This window comes from Nocardia amikacinitolerans NBRC 108937 (genome assembly GCF_001612615.1).
Lineage (GTDB): Bacteria > Actinomycetota > Actinomycetes > Mycobacteriales > Mycobacteriaceae > Nocardia > Nocardia amikacinitolerans.
Genome location: NZ_BDAU01000042.1, coordinates 1 through 16,485, shown reverse-complemented (window position 1 = coordinate 16,485; position 16,485 = coordinate 1). Strand labels below are relative to the sequence as shown.

At 65.9% G+C, this 16,485-nt stretch carries 16 protein-coding genes; 5 read left to right on the top strand and 11 right to left on the bottom strand.

From position 1 onward, the window contains the following. Nucleotides 1-33 precede the first annotated feature (33 nt). On the bottom strand, nucleotides 34-1,140 hold the full coding sequence (locus NAM01S_RS27760) for a DUF3644 domain-containing protein (RefSeq protein ID WP_084483365.1): 1,107 nt from the start codon (nucleotides 1,138-1,140) through the stop codon (nucleotides 34-36). A gap of 422 nt (nucleotides 1,141-1,562) precedes the next feature. Here NAM01S_RS27760 and NAM01S_RS27755 point away from each other — a divergent pair, with 422 nt between their 5' ends. From NAM01S_RS27755 to NAM01S_RS27750, 3 genes are all read left to right on the top strand, one after another. Further along, complete coding sequence (locus NAM01S_RS27755) at nucleotides 1,563-2,255, top strand: TraG/VirB4 family ATPase (protein ID WP_157107944.1); 693 nt, start codon at nucleotides 1,563-1,565, stop codon at nucleotides 2,253-2,255. A 379-nt stretch (nucleotides 2,256-2,634) separates the two neighbouring features. Beyond that, nucleotides 2,635-2,955 carry a helix-turn-helix transcriptional regulator gene (locus tag NAM01S_RS34400; protein WP_084483364.1) on the top strand — a complete coding sequence of 107 codons (321 nt, stop codon included), beginning with the start codon at nucleotides 2,635-2,637 and terminating at the stop codon, nucleotides 2,953-2,955. A 29-nt stretch (nucleotides 2,956-2,984) separates the two neighbouring features. Beyond that, nucleotides 2,985-4,280 (top strand): tyrosine-type recombinase/integrase, encoded by a 1,296-nt coding sequence (locus NAM01S_RS27750; protein WP_067790814.1) that lies wholly within the window; start codon nucleotides 2,985-2,987, stop codon nucleotides 4,278-4,280. Nucleotides 4,281-4,591: 311 nt separating this feature from the next. Here the strand turns inward: NAM01S_RS27750 and NAM01S_RS27745 are convergent, their stop codons facing one another. From NAM01S_RS27745 to NAM01S_RS27705, 10 genes are all read right to left on the bottom strand, one after another. Next, the gene (locus NAM01S_RS27745) at nucleotides 4,592-5,971 is read right to left on the bottom strand and encodes a tyrosine-type recombinase/integrase (RefSeq protein ID WP_253799457.1); all 1,380 of its coding nucleotides are present in this window, start codon (nucleotides 5,969-5,971) and stop codon (nucleotides 4,592-4,594) included. Beyond that, nucleotides 5,968-6,300: a hypothetical protein gene (locus NAM01S_RS27740; protein ID WP_067790812.1), complete on the bottom strand. Its 333-nt coding sequence runs from the start codon at nucleotides 6,298-6,300 to the stop codon at nucleotides 5,968-5,970. The genes NAM01S_RS27745 and NAM01S_RS27740 overlap by 4 nt, the downstream gene beginning before the upstream one ends. Before the next feature lie 191 nt (nucleotides 6,301-6,491). Continuing rightward, nucleotides 6,492-6,869: a hypothetical protein gene (locus NAM01S_RS27735; protein ID WP_157107943.1), complete on the bottom strand. Its 378-nt coding sequence runs from the start codon at nucleotides 6,867-6,869 to the stop codon at nucleotides 6,492-6,494. Nucleotides 6,870-6,905: 36 nt separating this feature from the next. Next, complete coding sequence (locus NAM01S_RS27730) at nucleotides 6,906-7,139, bottom strand: hypothetical protein (RefSeq protein WP_067790808.1); 234 nt, start codon at nucleotides 7,137-7,139, stop codon at nucleotides 6,906-6,908. Beyond that, nucleotides 7,108-7,314, bottom strand: coding sequence for a hypothetical protein (locus NAM01S_RS35430; RefSeq protein ID WP_157107942.1), 207 nt, complete (start codon nucleotides 7,312-7,314; stop codon nucleotides 7,108-7,110). Before NAM01S_RS35430 ends, NAM01S_RS27730 begins: the two co-directional genes overlap by 32 nt. Nucleotides 7,315-7,894: 580 nt before the next feature. Continuing rightward, nucleotides 7,895-8,059, bottom strand: a complete 165-nt coding sequence (locus tag NAM01S_RS35425; RefSeq protein WP_157107941.1) for a hypothetical protein — start codon at nucleotides 8,057-8,059, stop codon at nucleotides 7,895-7,897. A 510-nt stretch (nucleotides 8,060-8,569) separates the two neighbouring features. Then, nucleotides 8,570-10,105: an FAD-binding protein gene (locus NAM01S_RS27720; protein WP_067790804.1), complete on the bottom strand. Its 1,536-nt coding sequence runs from the start codon at nucleotides 10,103-10,105 to the stop codon at nucleotides 8,570-8,572. Between the two features lie 101 nt (nucleotides 10,106-10,206). Continuing rightward, nucleotides 10,207-12,339, bottom strand: coding sequence for a HEAT repeat domain-containing protein (locus tag NAM01S_RS27715; RefSeq protein ID WP_157107940.1), 2,133 nt, complete (start codon nucleotides 12,337-12,339; stop codon nucleotides 10,207-10,209). A 251-nt stretch (nucleotides 12,340-12,590) separates the two neighbouring features. Beyond that, the gene (locus NAM01S_RS27710) at nucleotides 12,591-14,144 is read right to left on the bottom strand and encodes an acyl-CoA carboxylase subunit beta (protein ID WP_067790910.1); all 1,554 of its coding nucleotides are present in this window, start codon (nucleotides 14,142-14,144) and stop codon (nucleotides 12,591-12,593) included. 170 nt (nucleotides 14,145-14,314) lie between these two features. Further along, the gene (locus tag NAM01S_RS27705; RefSeq protein ID WP_253799459.1) at nucleotides 14,315-15,082 is read right to left on the bottom strand and encodes an SDR family oxidoreductase; all 768 of its coding nucleotides are present in this window, start codon (nucleotides 15,080-15,082) and stop codon (nucleotides 14,315-14,317) included. 68 nt (nucleotides 15,083-15,150) lie between these two features. On the opposite strand from NAM01S_RS27705, the gene NAM01S_RS27700 reads away from it, so the two are divergent. Next, on the top strand, nucleotides 15,151-15,498 hold the full coding sequence (locus NAM01S_RS27700; protein WP_067790799.1) for a winged helix-turn-helix transcriptional regulator: 348 nt from the start codon (nucleotides 15,151-15,153) through the stop codon (nucleotides 15,496-15,498). Nucleotides 15,499-15,806: 308 nt separating this feature from the next. Continuing rightward, nucleotides 15,807-16,118 carry a pyrimidine/purine nucleoside phosphorylase gene (gene ppnP, locus NAM01S_RS27695; RefSeq protein WP_067790797.1) on the top strand — a complete coding sequence of 104 codons (312 nt, stop codon included), beginning with the start codon at nucleotides 15,807-15,809 and terminating at the stop codon, nucleotides 16,116-16,118. Nucleotides 16,119-16,485 lie beyond the last annotated feature (367 nt).

Here is a 16,485-nt window from a genome sequence, read left to right as displayed (position 1 = left end):
TCACGAACGATGCGCGGAGTCAAGCAGTGTCAGCTACGTCGCGCGGCAGCCTGGAACAGTGCAGGGTACTTGGGTTTTGGAACTTGCCGACGGATTGTGTGCCCGCCAGACGGCTTCCATGTCGACGCTCGCGACCGCATCCCGCATCGCGGTATACGCATTGTCGGAGTAGCGCCGCTGACGAAAGGCGCCGAACTCGAAGTAGTGGCTGTACGGCCCGTCTTCATCGAGCCCGAGGTGTCGTCGCAGGGCTGTGCTGCGGTTCATCTTGAGCCCGACTGCCTCAGCCAGATCCGTTGGCGTCCGGTGGTACTTCTTCTGAAGGTCCACTTCTCGGATTGCCGCAGCGGGGACCGACTCGTCGGCTACATATCGAACCGGTGCACCCTGCTTCTTGGTGAAGTGGACGGTGAGAGTCAACCCTTCGCCATCGATAGTGGTAGCGAGATCGCTCAGCCGCGGAAATACATCGTCACGGGAATCGCCTCCACGGATGCCTTTTTCGACCCGATCGACATCCTTGTTCGAGATCACGGCCTCGGGTGCTGTGTGCGCCTCCATCGCCAACAACGTCCGAATGCGTGCTCGCGCTTCGTGTCTCGCCCGGCGGCCCGGCTGCAAAAGGGCCTGGATCTGGCTGTATTCCTCGTCGAGTACAAGTGCCAGATCGCGGGGTGGGTCGACCGACACCGGCAGGACTCGTACGGGCAGGTACACGGCCAAACCCTCGGTGAACACGCGCTTGAGGATGTCGTCGAACAGTGTCACACCCGCCCGTACGTGCAGGTAAAGGATCTGCTCCGGGACGATGTTGAACCAGTGCTGTTCATCGTCGCGCATGGCGTCGATGGCTCGCAGGGTGCCAGCGTCGGCCTCTTCCAGCTTGATGGTGGTGCTTCCTTCGGCCAGCCGGACACATTTCTCGAAGCCGATGGAACGACCAGTGTCTTGGTCGAAGACGTTCTTTTCGCCGATCTGTACGAGTGCCGCTTTCAGCAGCATCTCGAAAGCATGCTGCAGATGCAGCAGGACCCGTGTCTCGCGACCGGTGTCGTGTGGCGAGTTGAAGGCTTCGACTGCGCAGGTCAGCGAGGCAACTGCCTTTCCCTTCAGCACTCGGCTTTCCTGCTTGAGCTTCATCGCCCCTCCGTCCGCTTAGATCGATCCTGTTACAAATGCAATCACTGTGACGGGCAGGTACGTTTCACGGCAAGTCATTTCGGACCGGCTTCGATTTCCACGAGCCTGGCGTGGTCAAGCATGGTGGTGGGTCCGCGCCGGTGTCGTGGCGGTGTTCCTGCTGACCTCGACACCCGACTTGTAGGACCCGACGCTGTCGCTGCCGCTGGCCGGGCACACCGCCCGCCACCGCCTCGCCGCCCCTACCTGCGCCGCCCCCGGCCGCCCGCGCCGCCTGACCGACCAGGGAGCCCCCATGCGTGCCGACCATGCTCGGATCTCGTTCAACACCCGCCCGCGCCGCACCCGCTGTCCCGAACCCGACCAGTCGACCGGATCAACTTCTGGTGGCGGTAAGGGCCGGATGTGGGTGGGGCCGACCAGTGAGCACACCTGCCGTTTGGTTGCTCGACGGGCCGACGACCACCGACCCCGCAGGTGGCCTGATCGTGTTCTCGCTGCGGGAACTGGCCGAGGAGCTGAAAACGATCGGCACCTTGCTCGTGCTGGACGCGACGTGGCGGCGGATGTCGCACCCGGGCCAGCGGCGGCCCCGGATGATCACCGTGGACGAGGCGTGGCTGCTTCTGCGCCTGCCCGCCGGAGCGCAGTTCCTGTTCCGGGCAGCGAAGAGTCTCCGTAAGCACTGGGCGGGGCTCACCGTGGCAACCCAGGACTGCGCGGACGTGTGCTCCACCGAGTTGGGCCGCGCGATCGTGTCCAACGCCGCAACCCAGATCCTTCTACGTCAAGCACCGCAAGCCATCGACGAGGTTGCCGCCGCGTTCCACCTCTCCGATGGCGAGCAGCAGTTCCTGCTCTCGGCCGCGCGCGGTGCCGGTCTCCTCGCTATCGGGGGCGACCGCGCGGTGTTCGGATCGCTGGCCTCAGCCACCGAGAACGCGATCATCACCACCGATCCCGGCGAACTCGCCGCCAACAACGACGAAGCCGACACCGACATCGAGATCGACGCTGCGGCACCGCTGCCCGCGCTCACCGAACCCGACGATCTCACGACGCACAGGCCCAACGCAGCGGGGGAGACATCGACGACGACGAGCAAGAAGAGGTGATTCTCGACAGCCGCGCGGCCTGAAACCGGATTCGACTCTTCGCGCCATCGAGCGCCGCCCGCCGCGTCACGGTGCCCCCGACCCCGACCACCGCACCCCACGCGCGGCCGGTCGTACGACTGGGGCGCATCCCGCCCTATATCGGCCGCTGGGCGCGATAACGGACGGGGTCGGCCCCCGGGGCACCGGCATCGCGAGGCATGGCGTCAGAAACGTTGGAGGAGAAGGTATTTGACGACTCGGCAGCTACGGAGCGTTCATGGACCCCGGGTGCCGCGCGATCCGGCCACCCAAATCACAGCCACCACCCACACACACAGACACCCCGCGACCCAGCACTGGGCGGTGCGGCGTGGTACCGGAAAGGAGCGAGGTATTCATGGACGAGGAACTCTCAGACAGGGCGGAAGTTATTCCGCTGCAACGCCTCCGGGGCTCGCGCCGGTCAGGCGGTCAGAAACCGGTGGATCTTGACGCCCATGCGGGAGCGCTGACGACATCGCTTCGCTGGCTGACCCGCAAAGAAGCTGCCGACTACATGGGCATTCACCCTCGAACGCTTGCGAACTGGGCCGCTGCGGGACGCGGCCCGCGCTACTCCAAGCCGTCCGGCAGTTCGTGCATGTACCGAGTCGATGACCTGGACGCCTACCTCAAGGCGCACATGGTGCACACCGATGACCAACCCGAAGCTGCGTGACCAACTACCGAACGAATGGAGACCCTTCTGTGCCACGACCAGCCACCGAACTCGGCAGTTACGGCGATATCGGTACCAAACAAAAGCATGACGGGACTTGGCGGGCTTGGGCCACGTTCCGTGGATACGACGGCAAGGGGAGGCTCGTGGATGCCCATGGGCCGACGGAGAGCAAGGCCAAGACAGCGCTGCGGAAGAAGTTGGCGGCCCGTCAGAAGCAGTACAAGGGCCGCGCGCGCGACAAGGTCACCCGGGACACTCGTCTCTCAGTCCTGATGGACATGTGGCTCACCGAGGTGGAACGGGACGAGGGTGTGGATCGGCAATCTTATGATCTCTACCAGGGCGAGATAGAGGTCAGCACGGATAAACGTGCGAAGAAGGATGCCATCAAGCTTCGACCCGCTCTCGGCAATCTCCGCGTCTGGGAGGCGGATGCTGGTCGACTCGATGAGCATATCCAATCCGTCGCGGGGGCGGGGATGAAGTCGAAGGCACGCCTGCACAAGGTGATTCTCACCGGAATCATGGGTCTGGCAGTACGATACGGCGCTCTCTCCGAGAACCCCGTGCGCGACACCTCACGCCTGCGTAGACGCAAGACCAAGCCTCAGATCATCGAACGGGACCGCCTGGTCGGCCTGCGTGAGCAACTTCGGCAATGGTTGGCAGGCGAAGAGATTCCGGGGACTCCCGCGTATACGCACGGTCCGAAGCGTGATCAGTTCGTCGTGGATGTGGCCGATCTGATCCTCGGTTCGGGGGTGCGCCCGGGAGAGGCCCTGGCTGCATCCTGGGATCAGTTCGACCTCGAGGCGGAACCGGCGACGTTCACCATAGATGCGACCGTGGTCAGACTGAAAGGTAAGGGACTGTTCCGGCAGGAATGGACGAAGACGGACGCGGGGCACCGAACTGTCGCGCTGCCCGGGTTCGCCGTCGACATGTTGAAGCGGTTGCAAGGCGACCCGGGGCGCGGACGGATGTGTGAGGTGAGGGCGCTGCGTGAGGTTCGCGGCGAGGTGGTGGAGGTGAATGATCAGACGGCTCTTGTGTTCCCGGGGCGTGGTGGAGTGCTACGCGATCCACACAACTTCAACCGCACCTGGCGCGCCGCACGCGGCACCATTTACAAGGATGTGACGCAGTACACGTTCCGAAAGACGGTGGCCACGCTGATCGCTGAGGGCTCGGATGCCAGGACAGCGGCGAAACAACTGGGACACGCCCGGGAGGGGATCACGGAGCGGCACTACATCGCATCGGCGGAAATGGCGCCGGACTCATCGGCCGTGCTGGAGAAGGGGTTGGGCAGGGCAAGCTGAACGCCGGGAACCGGCCCGATGCACCGATGCCCACAGGCGACCCCGCGCGGGCGGCACCCCAACCCGACGTGGAATCCCAAACCGCCCGTGCCGTCGCACGAAATGCCGCGGACGCCTGTCCGCCGCCCGCAAATAACCGAATCACTCAAGGAAGGAGACGGATTTACACCAGAGACTGACTGGACAGACCCAGTAGTAGCTCTCGGCAGCCCGGTGCACAGTGAGCGGGAGGCATGCAGCGTTGTGCACTCGTTGCCGATGGCGCTCGTTCCGGCGTAGGTTCCGGTTCTCGTTCTGAGCGATGCCGATTCTCACCGCGTGCGCTGTCGGTGGCGGTCGATGTGATGGGCGAGCAGTCCGAGCACGGCTTCGTCGCGGGTCTTCCAGGGGCCTGCGGGCACGCGGCGGTTGTGCTCGTTGTGCGCCTGCCAGAGGCCGCGGGTGCCGGTGATGCGGATCTGGCGGTCGACGCGGCCGAGGTAGGTGCCGTCGTCGTCGGTGATCCGGTAGTCCCCGCTTTCGGCGTCGCGGGTGATCTCGACCGCGTCACGCACCGACGCCGCCTGTCGCCAGCGGCGGTGCCGCGCCGCTGTGCTGCGTGGCTGTTGCCCATGCTCGGGCTCGGCGGAGTTCTGGGTGGGCGCTGGTGCCTGGGTCGTCCGTGGTAGCAGCAGCTCGTTGTCCTTCGCCACCTCGGCGGTGGGGTGGTCCTGTCCTGCGGTCGAAACCGTGGGGCGGCCAGCGCCGAGTCGTTTTACGACATCGTCGTGACTGGAATCTCGTCGGCGCCGTGCTGCGCGGATCTCGGTGTCGGCGACCTTGTCGGCCAGCAGCGCGTAGATCTGGGTGGTTTCGGTGGAGGCGTGCCCGAGGCGTTTGCGGACCACCTCGATCGAGACGCCGACGTTGATCAGCTCGGTCGCGTGGGAATGGCGGAGCTGGTGGATGTCGATATCGACCCCGACGGCCGCGCAGTAGCGCGTCCATCGGTGGTGTGCGGCGGAGTACGAGAGTGGCCCGCCTTTGCCGTTGATGCTGGCGCGGAACATCGGCCCGGAGGTGTAGCCGGTGCTCGTGAGGTACAGCCGCACCAGCGCGACGTAGCCGCGGTCATCGAGCAGCACGGTGCGCACCGACCCGCCCTTGCCGTGGATGCGCACGTGCTCGTCGTCGAGCGCGAGATCGAAGTCCTCGACGTAGAGCTCGCACACCTCGCTGGCGCGAGCGCCGCACACGTAGGCGGTCTCGAACAACACCCGATCCCGCAACACGTCGAGCGCGACGTCCTTGCGCGGGCGCCGCGCACAGATCGCATCCAGCACGCGGGAGACGTCGGTGGCCGCGGCCGGGCGCGGCAGGCGCTTGGGCACGGTGATCGTGTCGACCCGGTCCATCGGGTTCGCGGCCAGCCGCTCGTGGCGCACCGCCCACCGGCAGAACGCCGACACCGCGGCGCGTTTGCGTTTGCGGGTGGCCGGGGACTGCCCGGCGATCCCGGACAGAAACGCCCGCACCGGCGTCACGTCGAGGTCCGCGAGGTCGCCGTCGACGTACTCGGCGAAAGCGGTCAGGTCACCGCGGTAGGCGCGGATCGTGTTCGTCGGGGTGTTCGCGTTGCGCAGATCGGTGAGGAAGTCTGCAATGTGCACCGCCATCGGCACGCCCGCGAAGGCCTCGTCCATCACGGTCATGCCCGGCCCCGCTGGCGCTGCGCGGTGATCCGTTGATACTCGCGCCGGATCTCGTCGAGCTTGGTCTGCGTCCGGAACTCGCCAGTCTTGACCCAGCGGTGCATCGACAGCTCGCAGCCGGTGACGAGCCCGACGCCGTTGGCGGCGACGCCGTGGGAGGCCTTCCCGGCGGTGCAGCCGCAGTAGCAGCGGCGCCGGTTTCGGTAGCGGCCGGGCAGCAGATACATGTACCGCTGATGGTCTGCATCCGATCCGATTCGGCCCCATCCGCTTTGCCCGGTCGCCGTCGCCGCGGCGCGCTGCTTGGCGGTTTCGCGCTCGAAGTCCACCCCAACCTACAAAGTTGCCCGATAACCAGAAATCGAACCCTTCGATCCTGCGCGGGGAATCGCCAGCTCGCCTGACATCGTTTCTATCAAACTTGCCCGATAACCGTAGTTGTCAGGCAACAAGTGGTTCCCTGGCCAAGTCGGGCGCGGCACTGCCAGCGCCCGCGGGTCTCGCGCCGCCGCTCTGGGACTTACTCGCGCGTGTACAGCTCGGGCTCGAACAGCGCTTTGGCTCCGGCGCGGGTGAAGAGCTTCCGTTGCAGCGAACGCAGGATCGTGACTGCTTCTGCGTCACGCATCGGGCTGACCAGTTGGAACTCCACACCCGCGCCGAACAGGTCGCTGCCGAAAGCCAGTTCGCTGAGGAAAAGCACTCTGGCGGTCTCGACCTCGGTCAGCGTCGCGCCCTCGCGGACCGCACGCCGAAGCCTTTCGGTCTCGTCGTCGAAACGGTCACGGTTGGGAAATCCCAGTGCCCGCACTGGGATCGGTGCGTTGGTCGATACTCCGGTCCAGCTGGCCAATGCGGCGTCCACGAAGTCGTGTTCCCTGGGTGTCAGCGTCGACATATCGAATTCCAAAGGTGACTTCTCCTGATGTCGTAGTCATCGACTACCGCCAGGTTTCCCTGGTGGGGTTCCCCCGGTCCCGCCGGTACCCCGGGGAGGTCCGAGTGAGGGATCGGTGGTCTGGTTGGTGAGGCGGATGAACTCACCCAGTGGGTCCTTCGGTCGGTAGACGGTGCTGTGATCGTCGGTGCTGGGGTCGATGATGACGATGAACCCGTCGTAGCTCATCATGACCGGGTCACCTTTGTAATCCTTGCCCAGCCGCTCCATCTCCGGACGTTGGATGATCCGATAAAGTAAGGTCGTCGCCTTCGCGCGGCAGGGTCAGCCCGTTGACCACGAAACCGGGGTCGTCGCTCTTCGTATCCTCGGGAATTCTGACCCAGAGCTCGTACGGCACCGGACCGACGATCGATGCAGGCCGCGAAATCTCGTTCAGCGTCACGCAACACATCGTGAATCACCGCATCCGCTGGTGTCACCCCGCTCGGCCCAAGCGCGAGTTGGGATTCGAAACAGGTCGGACCGCGACAGTAGCGGCGGATTTGATCCATCCCAAAGTTACACCAAAAATTAATGGTGATTGTCCGTGATCGTCTGTGAATAGTCGTGCATCATGTCCCGGCATCGTCGCAGGTAGATCGTCTATCGTGACCTGGCGTGATCGGGTGTGAACACCGACCAGCCCCTGAACCAACAACGGCAGGTTTCTGGTTCGAGTCCAGATGGGGGAGCCGAGAACGGCCCCTGACCAGCGCTCAGCGTACATGGTCAGGGGCCGGATTCGTTTCCAGAGCGCGAAAAGCGCCGAAAAGTCTCCCAGAAGTCGCGTCCTGTTCGTCGACCTCGCGATCTCGCCCGCTGTGGCCGAGCCTGGTCATGACCGCATTGTGGATCGCCGCCGCGGCGCCGTGTCGCCCGCGAGCCGTGTGCTAGCGCTGAGCCATCGCTGGATCGGCGTGTTGCGGCACGTCCGCAGTGACACGCGCTGAAGTCTCCAGCGCAGCTGCACCCCGGACGTGCTGTCAGCGGTCGATCAATTCTCCGGTTCCCAGAAAGATCCAACCGAGTAGCAGCAACGGTGAGAGCGCTGCTGCGAGTGCGAGTGGCACCGACATGCCTATCCCTAACGCGATCTCACCCTGCCACAACGATGTGCCGGCGATGATGACTCCGATGATCCAGGTCACCACGGGCACGGCATGGAGTGCTGACAGCCAGAAGCAATAGCCGGTGTATGTCGCTTCCCGGCCGACAAGCCATGCGTCTGCTGGTCAACACTTTGAGCAGGCCACCGAACTGGAATACGAGCCCCGCCAACACAAGCAGCAGTAGGGAAGCGCCCACCAGAAATCCCACCCCGAAATCTCTCATCCACCGAGAGTCGCGAGTGACACAGCCGACGTCGAGATCGTCCTCGAACGACCACGCTGGGCAGACCACTGCCCGGTAGCCGGACTCGGTCTCGGTCCAGTTCCTAGCGAGTGCGGCCTTGGCCGTAGCTGCGCACGATGATGCGGCGGAACGTGATTCGCGCAGTCCGGCCGTCGGCCGATGTGCGGGCCTAGTCCAGCGCCTCAGGATCAACGTGCGAACGGAGTTGCGCGTGCGTGGATGGGCTTGCTGGCGGCCAGATCTCGGCTGGCTCCGACGAGATCAGGAAGGAGCTGATCGACCGGGAGGCAACCAGATACCGGGCTTCAGTCGCCCAACATGTTCCGCACTGCCAAATGGCTGAACAACATCGATGCGCCGATCGGGTTGCCCCCTCCGGGATAGGTGGTGCCGCTGACCGCCGCCATGGTGTTGCCCGCGGCGTAGAGGCCCGGGATGGGAGCTTCGTTTCGGTCGAGTACCCGGGCGGCGCTGTCGGTGCGCAGCCCGCCTTTGGTGCCCAGATCGGAGATGCCGAATGCGGCGGCGTGGAAGGGTCCCTGGTCGATCGGGACCAGCGGCGGTTCGCCGTTGGAGAAGGCGCGATCGTAGGCTTCGTCGCCGCGGCCGAAGTCGGTGTCGACGCCTGCGGCGGCCATCGTGTTGAACCGTTCGACGGTCGCGACCAGCGCGTCGGCGGGGACGCCGATCTTGTCCGCGAGTTCGGGCAGCGTGTCGGCGGTATGCCAGAGGCCGGCGGCGACGTACTTCTCGGTCTCCACCATCGAGACGTTGGCCGCCTTGACCGGGGGCTGCTCGCCTTCTTTGTGGTCGTAGATCATCCAGTAGGGCAGGGTGATCGAGCCTTCCCGCAGCTGCCGGATCACTTCGCGACCGAGCCGGTCGTAGGGTGCGGACTCGTTGACGAATCGCTTGCCGTTCTGGTCGACGAAGATGCCGCCGGTGAACCACAGTGCGAATGCCGAGCGGCCGTCGGGGTGGGTCAGCCCGGGCGACCACCACGCCTGGTCCATCAGGTCGACGTCGGCGCCTGCCGCGATGCCCGCCTCGTGCGCGAATCCCTGATTTCCCCAGGGGCCCATGGTGTCTCGGGCCTCGCCCGGTACGCCGTAGCGTCGGCGCATCTCGTCGTTCTGCTCGAAGCCGCCGGTCGCCAGGAGCACTCCGCGTCGGGCGCGGATCGCGAGGCGTTCGCCGTCGCGCTCGACCAGCGCGCCGAGCACGGCGCCCTCCTCGACGACCAGTTCGATCAGCGGCGAGTTCAGGTGCAACTGGACATGCGGGTAGGTGGACAGCGCCAGCAGGAACCGGCCGATGAGCGCCCGGCCGCCGATCAGCACATCCGGGGACGGCGCGCCGAGCCGGTCGGCGTCCAGCGGTCCGCGCAGCGACTGACCCAGCTCCCCGAGTTCCGCCGCGGGGAGCGGTGTGGGCATGGTGTGGCGCAGTCCGTCGAGACGGGCCTTCGGCGCCTTGCCGAAATAGTCCGGCCATGGCAGAACTTCGAATGCGAAGTGGTCGTCGGCCTCGAGGTATTCGATGAGGTCGCGGCCGCGACGGACATAGGTTTCCTGTAGTTCCCGCGGGGTCCGATCGCCGACGACGGCGTGGAAGTAGGTGAGCGCGTCCTCGATGGTGTCGTCGCTGCCCGCTCGCCGCAGTACGGGGTTGCAGGGGAACCACACTCCGCCGCCACCGGAATAGGCGGTGGTGCCGCCGAACTTGTCGGTCGCCTCGACGACCGCGACGCTCAGTCCCTCGCGGGCCGCGGTGTAGGCACCGGCCAGACCGCCACCCGAACCCGCGACCAGCACATCGACTTCGTCGTTCCAGTCCACCATCGTTTCCTCCCGTGCCACCGTGTTCCCGTCGACGCTAGGCCCGATCGCCTCGACGGGAGGGCCGGTATCCCGGTCATCGGAAAGGCACAGCCGAGAAGGCCTCAGGCGGCGAAGATTTCGTCGAGTGCGCGTCGACAGGCCCGGCAGAGCTCGATATCGGCGGGCACACTGTCTCGGCGGCGGCGAGGTCGAGCGAGTTCGGCGGCGAGCAGGGGTGCGGCGGCCTGGGCGGCGGGTCCGATCTCGGCGAAGCACTCGGCCGCGACCGTCAACCAGTGCGGCCGTGGCTCGACGTTCCAGTCGGGCTCGGAAGGCTCTCGGGTGCTGAGATCGAGCAGCAGGCTTACCGTAGGGTCGGGGTCGACGGTGACCCGCCACAACGCGATGGCAGCCGCGGTCGTCGTCCACAGGTCCGTGTCGAGATCGATGAGTCGACGCAACGCCGGGGCGCAATCGTCGGCCGCGACCCCCAAGGTCCCGGCGATTTCGATCGCACGAGCACGAAGCCGCACGACGTTCGCGGCACTATCGTCATTCGCCAACACCGCGTGCAGTTGCGCCAGCGCCGGTTCTGGATCGCCGGTGAACCGCCATAGCGCGAACGCGGCCTCCAAACGAACATTGGGGCGGTCGTGATCCAGGAACCGGCGTACCACCCCGAGGGTCGATCGCGCGCCCACGCCGAATCGGCCGAGTACTTCGACCAATTCCGCATCACTGTCCGACAGCATGCCCGCGACGTCTTGGGCGGCGGCCGCGGCTGGTTCGCCGATCCGACCGAGTGCGCGCGCCAGCTGATATGCCCGCATATCGTCCGCGGAACGGGTATGCATACCGATCATGCGGTCTCGGATGAGCGGCACCAGTTCGATCGCGTGCGCACCGAGGGGCGCCAGGATTTCGTCGAGACGATCCGGTGTCTCGTCGAGTTCCAACGCCCAGCGCACCGCGGAGACCGCGCGCGCGTCACCGGTGTTGGCGGCGGCGCGCAGCAGTGGACCGGGCTCGTTCAGCATGCGGATGTCGGTATGCAGTGTCAGCCACGGCAGTGGCAGCGGCAGCGGTAATGGCGTGTGCCACTCGGTGATCCGCTTAAAGCGCTCGAGGTGTTCGAGAATGCGGTCGATCACGGGCGCGGCGGCCGTTTCGAGACGAGCAAGCACCTTCGCCGCCGACAGCCAGGTTTTCGGGTCCGCCAATTGATCCGCGACCGCTTCGAGCAACTCGACGTGATTCGTGCGCCACGTCCCGATCAGATCCTCGGCCAGATAGCACGCGAACTCCCGAGCCTGCGGTAGTCCGATGTCGAACAGACCCCGGACGAGTTCTCGCTGTTCCTCCCGCCGCGCGGCCATCCGTGTGTGAACAGCGCTGATCAAACTGGCCGGCCACGCACCAAGCGGCCGGTAGACGTCCGCGAGATCTACGGTCGGCTCCATGAGTCGAGGCGCGGCGCCCAGCACGATCGGTACCACGCGGCCTGGCAGCGCCTGCGGGTCCGAAGCCAGAAGATAGTTCAGGACTGTCAGGTGCTCTATCGGATCTCTGTCGGCGCAGAGCAATTCGCTGAACCAGCGCGAAATACCCAGGGGCGACGCCTGTTCCGGTCGGTTCCACGCGATCGAGCCGACGACTCCGATCATCGCGATCCGGATCTTCGAGTCGTGTTCGAAGCCGACCCGTGCCTGTAGCGCCGGGACCACCGTTTCCCAGTGCTCGGCGCAGACGGCCAGGACATGAGTGACGGCTACTCGGATATCCGGGTCGACATCATCGAGAAGATCGAGCAACTCGGGCAGTGCGCGGCCGATCGCCCGGCGAACTTCCTGCCGGTCGCGCAATTCGACACTGGCTGCTAGCTCGGCATCCGACCAGAGGCGGAACCGCTGTTCCTCGTCCTCGTCCACACCCGCCATCACGGCGATGAGTCGTAGGATCCTCGGCCGGTCCTGTCCACAAGGCCGCGCTGCCAACTCGAGCAGAAACGGCGTGCACAACACCGCCGATCGCGCAGCGTGGATTCGATCAACGGGTGGCCGGTTGTCGTGGAAGTCGTAGTCGTAGCCGTATCCGTATTTGTCGCTGTAGATCTTGCCGTCCGGACGCAGCCTGGCCTCGAGCTCCGGCAGCGCCTGCGCGCGCTCGGAGTCGTCCGCCGACGCGACCTCGCGCAACAACTCGGGAACACTGAGGTCCGCCGATTCCCAGTCCGCATCATCCACTTCGGCGAACACCCAGCCCTCCATCCCCGTACATCCCGAACACGATGCCGTGACTGTAGATGGGCACGCCGACAAGAACTTTCGACCCCAGGGCCGACTACTGAACCGGGGGTCGTCACAGGTTCCGGTCAAGGGCCTGAGTCCGGCGCACTACCGGCTCCGACCCTTGCCACTCGAGCTCCTCCGGCCAGTCCGGCTCCAGGGGTCGAATTCATGACCGCGATGGCTCTGCTGTCACCGACCGGATGAGCGGTTCGGGTGGATCACATCGGATACACCGGGTGCTTGCGCGGGTTGAACTCCGGCTTCACCGGCGGCTTGTCGCGCAGCAGGCGCAGCGCGCGGCGGATCTCCAGGCGGGTGGTGTGCGGTTCGATGACCGCGTCGATGTAGCCGCGTTCGGCGGCGATCCACGGGGTGGCGATCGTCTCATTGTACTGGTTGACCATGAACTCGCGCGCCGCCGCCCGGTGCTCCTCCGGCACGGCCGCCAGTTGCCGCCTGCCGATGAGGTCGACCGCGCTGTCGGCGCCGATCACCGCGATCCGGGCGGTCGGCCAGGCGAAGCTGATGTCGGCGCCGACCTGCCGGGCCGCCATCATGCCGTAGGCGCCGCCGTAGGACTTGCGCACGACGAGGTTGATGATCGGGACGGTCGCCTCGATGATCGCGCGCGGGACCCGCCCGCCGCGGATGATCACACCGTTGGCTTCCTGCTCGAGCCCCGGCAGCACGCCGGGGGTGTCGGCGACGAACACCAGCGGGATATTGAACGCGTCGCAGAGCCGGATGAAGTAGGTCGATTTGTCCGAGCAGGCGGCGTCGATGGAACCACCCAGCACCAACGGCTGGTTGGCGATCACACCGACCGGATATCCGTCGACCCTGGCGAATCCGGTGATCAGGTTCGGGGCGAACGCCTCGCGAATCTCGTGGAATTCACCGTCGTCGAAGATCCGCAGCAGGATCTCGTGCATGTCGTAACCGGCGCGATCGGAATCCGGGATGATCTTGTCGAGCTCCCGATCGGACGCGGTGATCTCCGGCTCCAGACCGGGGTTGACGATCGGCGGTTGCTCGAGGCAGCTGGTCGGCATGTAGCTCAGGTAGTTGCGGGCCCAGTCGTAGGCTTGCTGCTCGGTGTCGGCAACGTAGTGCAGGGTGCCGCGCTCGGCTTGGACCTTGGCGCCACCGAGCTCCTCGGCGGTGATGTCCTCACCGTTGACGGCCTTGATCACCTCCGGCCCGGTGACGAACATGTAGGAATCCTTGGTGCCGATGAGCACGTCGGTGTTGATCGGCCCGTACACCGAACCCGCGGCGCACTTGCCGAGAATGATCGACACCTGTGGCACATACCCGGACAGTTTCTCCAGCACCCGGGAGATATCGCCGAACGAGGCGATCGAACCGACCGCGTCCTGGATACGCGCACCTCCGGAATCGTTGATCGTCACCACCGGGCACGCGTTGTCGAACGCGAGTTGCAGCGCCCGCATGAACTTGCGGGCGGACGTGATACCGACCGACCCGCCGTACACGGTCTGATCGTGGGCGATCACCACCACCGGACGGCCACCGATCAGACCGCGACCGGTGACCAGCCCGTCACCGTAGAGAGCGTCCGGCTTGTCGGGCTGACGAGCCAGCGCACCGGTCTCGACGAACGTTCCGCGGTCGAGCAGCATCTCCACACGCTGGCGAACGCTCGGAATACCCTTCTTCTCCCGCTTGGCGACACCGGCCTCACCTGCCGGTTCCGCAGCGATCGTCAGGATCTTGACCAGTTCATCGAGCTTCGCCTGGGTACCTGCCACGCTCGCTGCCACCTTTCCAACCAACTGTTGTGCCGTCGCGACGTTAAGCGGTGTCGATAACGGAAGGTGTCATTGAACCGGATATACGGGATAAGTCACAGTCGGGGCCGGGCCCACATCATTTCCCGCCCAACGAAGCGCCGCATCCCGATCGGTCGGCCGGTCGTGTCCTAGTCGGTCGACGTCCCCGCGAGGTAGTCGTGGCCGCCGATGTAGACGGTGTGGCCGGATTCGGTTGGGTCTGTGGTGGCGTCGGCGATGGCGGTGGCGAACTCTTCGATGGTGGGAAGTGGGCCGTTGTCGCGGCGGGTGCCGACGGCGTCCGGGTCGCGGCGTTCGAGGAGGCGGACGATGATGGTGCCGTCGATCATGTCGCCGGAGACGACGGTCAGGGTGATGCCGAGGGCTTCGAGTTCGGGGATGAGGGCTCGGAGGGCGTCCTCGCCCGCGCGCTTGCTCGCGGCGATCGGTTCGTAGTCGGCGGGGACGGGTTTGCGGCCGTGGAAATGCGCCTGGTGGCTGGTGACGAAGACGATGCGGCCGCCGGATGGCATGAGGGGCAACGCGAGTCGGGTCAGGCGTAGTTGTGCGTCGCGATTGATGGACATCGCGTAGTCCGCGGCCGCGTCGCGTTCGAGACCGCCGGATGCGTTGAGTACCAAGACATCCAGGCGGCCGAAGCGGTCGGCGATGTCGGCGATCAGTGTGCGGGTGGCGGTTTCGTCCGAGACGTCAGCTCCCGCGATCGATGCGCTGCCGCCTGCGGCGGTGATCTCGTCGGCGATGGTCTGGGCGCGGCGGCGCTTCTCGCGGTAGTTGACGATCACGTGGTCGCCGCGGTCCGCGAGGATGCGGGCGGTGTCGGCCCCGATACCGCGCGAGGCCCCGGTGACGAGGGTGATTCGCTGATCGGTCGAGATGTCCGGTTCGTGCACCACGTTCCTTTCCGTCGCGGACCGCCGCCCGCCCTACTGCTTCTGAATTAGAATCACTATGGTGGTTCGAAATGAGAAGCGCAAGCGGTGCGAAACCGTCCAGGGGCGAGGCCGACCCCGCGAACGAACCGATGCTCGCCGCCATGGAACTGCTCGGCCAGCGGTGGATGCTGCGCATCGTGTGGGAGTTGGAGCCAGGCACGCTGGGGTTTCTCGAGCTGCGCCGCCGGATGGGGCAGTGCTCGTCGAGCATGCTCTCGGTGCGGTTGCAGCACCTTCAGGCCGCTGGGTTGATCGTCAAGAACCCGGACAAGTCCTACGAATTGACCACGGCGGGAAGGGAACTCGGCGCGGCGCTGGGGCCGGTGTGGGAGTGGTCGCGGCGGTGGGAGGCGTTGTTTCCGGAGGCGGGCGACTGACTGTGCGTCGGCAGCAGCCGACGGGTCGACTGCTGCACGGACCGAGCCGACTAGGCCGAGCGGGTCTGCCACAGCAGCTGGCGGCGGCGTCCTCGCCCGTGACGCCTTGGGAACCTCGCCGACCGCAGCGCCTCGGAGCAGGCCCGCGCGGGCTCGGGTGCGCCGCGGCCGCGTCCTCTCCCAGGTGGGCGCCGCTGCTGAAGTAGGCGTACCTCCGCATCCCCTCCGGCCGTGCGCGGTCTGCGGGCGGGCTGCGTCCGACCGCGTCCATTAAGCTGACGGCTCCACTTCAGCACGGGAAAGAGACCATGTCGCAGTTCGAGAATGTCAGCGTCACGAAGAAGGCCAACGTCTACTTCGACGGCAAGTGCGTCAGCCACAGCATCGAGCTGGCCGACGGCACCGCCAAGTCGGTCGGCGTCATCCTGCCCTCGACCCTGACGTTCAACACCGGCGCGCCGGAGATCATGGAACTCATCGAGGGCGAGTGCAAGATCACCCTCGCCGGCGCCACCGAGGCCGTCACCTACAAGGGCGGCGAGTCGTTCGAGGTGCCCGGCGACAGCTCGTTCCAGATCGAGGTCCTGGAGACGGTGCATTACGTCTGCCACTTCGGCTGAGTTCTCGACACCACCGCCGCCGTGCTTGTGGGCGGCGACAGTGTCAGCCGGTGGGTCGGCTCGGGTCGACCGGTGCGGTGGTCCGCGACCCCGAGTCGACTCGTTCGACCCGCGTCAGGCGTTGATTTCCCCGGCGCGCTTGTTTCCGACTCCGCGTGGCCATAGGGTGCCTTCGATTCGCGCGGCGTAGGGGCGTGCACTGCTGCGTGCGATCCGCATCTTCGTAGCGGGCGTGCCGTGCTCAGGCAACGGACTCCCGGCGGGCGCGCCGGAGCGCCGGTGCGACCCGATCAGTCCCGAACCACCATTCGACTACCGTCGATAGAGAAATGGTTTCGACGGTAGTCGAATGGCGGTCGCAACCGCC

What these genes read in the sequence shown, in the direction of transcription:
- NAM01S_RS34400 (WP_084483364.1), top strand. Translation starts at nt 2,635, where the DNA reads ATGGACGAGGAACTCTCAGACAGGGCGGAAGTTATTCCGCTGCAACGC.
- NAM01S_RS27720 (WP_067790804.1), bottom strand. Translation starts at nt 10,105, where the DNA reads ATGGTGGACTGGAACGACGAAGTCGATGTGCTGGTCGCGGGTTCGGGT.
- ppnP (WP_067790797.1), top strand. Translation starts at nt 15,807, where the DNA reads ATGTCGCAGTTCGAGAATGTCAGCGTCACGAAGAAGGCCAACGTCTAC.
- NAM01S_RS27760 (WP_084483365.1), bottom strand. Translation starts at nt 1,140, where the DNA reads ATGAAGCTCAAGCAGGAAAGCCGAGTGCTGAAGGGAAAGGCAGTTGCC.
- NAM01S_RS27745 (WP_253799457.1), bottom strand. Translation starts at nt 5,971, where the DNA reads ATGACCGTGATGGACGAGGCCTTCGCGGGCGTGCCGATGGCGGTGCAC.
- NAM01S_RS27700 (WP_067790799.1), top strand. Translation starts at nt 15,151, where the DNA reads ATGAGAAGCGCAAGCGGTGCGAAACCGTCCAGGGGCGAGGCCGACCCC.
- NAM01S_RS27730 (WP_067790808.1), bottom strand. Translation starts at nt 7,139, where the DNA reads ATGGAGCGGCTGGGCAAGGATTACAAAGGTGACCCGGTCATGATGAGC.
- NAM01S_RS27735 (WP_157107943.1), bottom strand. Translation starts at nt 6,869, where the DNA reads ATGTCGACGCTGACACCCAGGGAACACGACTTCGTGGACGCCGCATTG.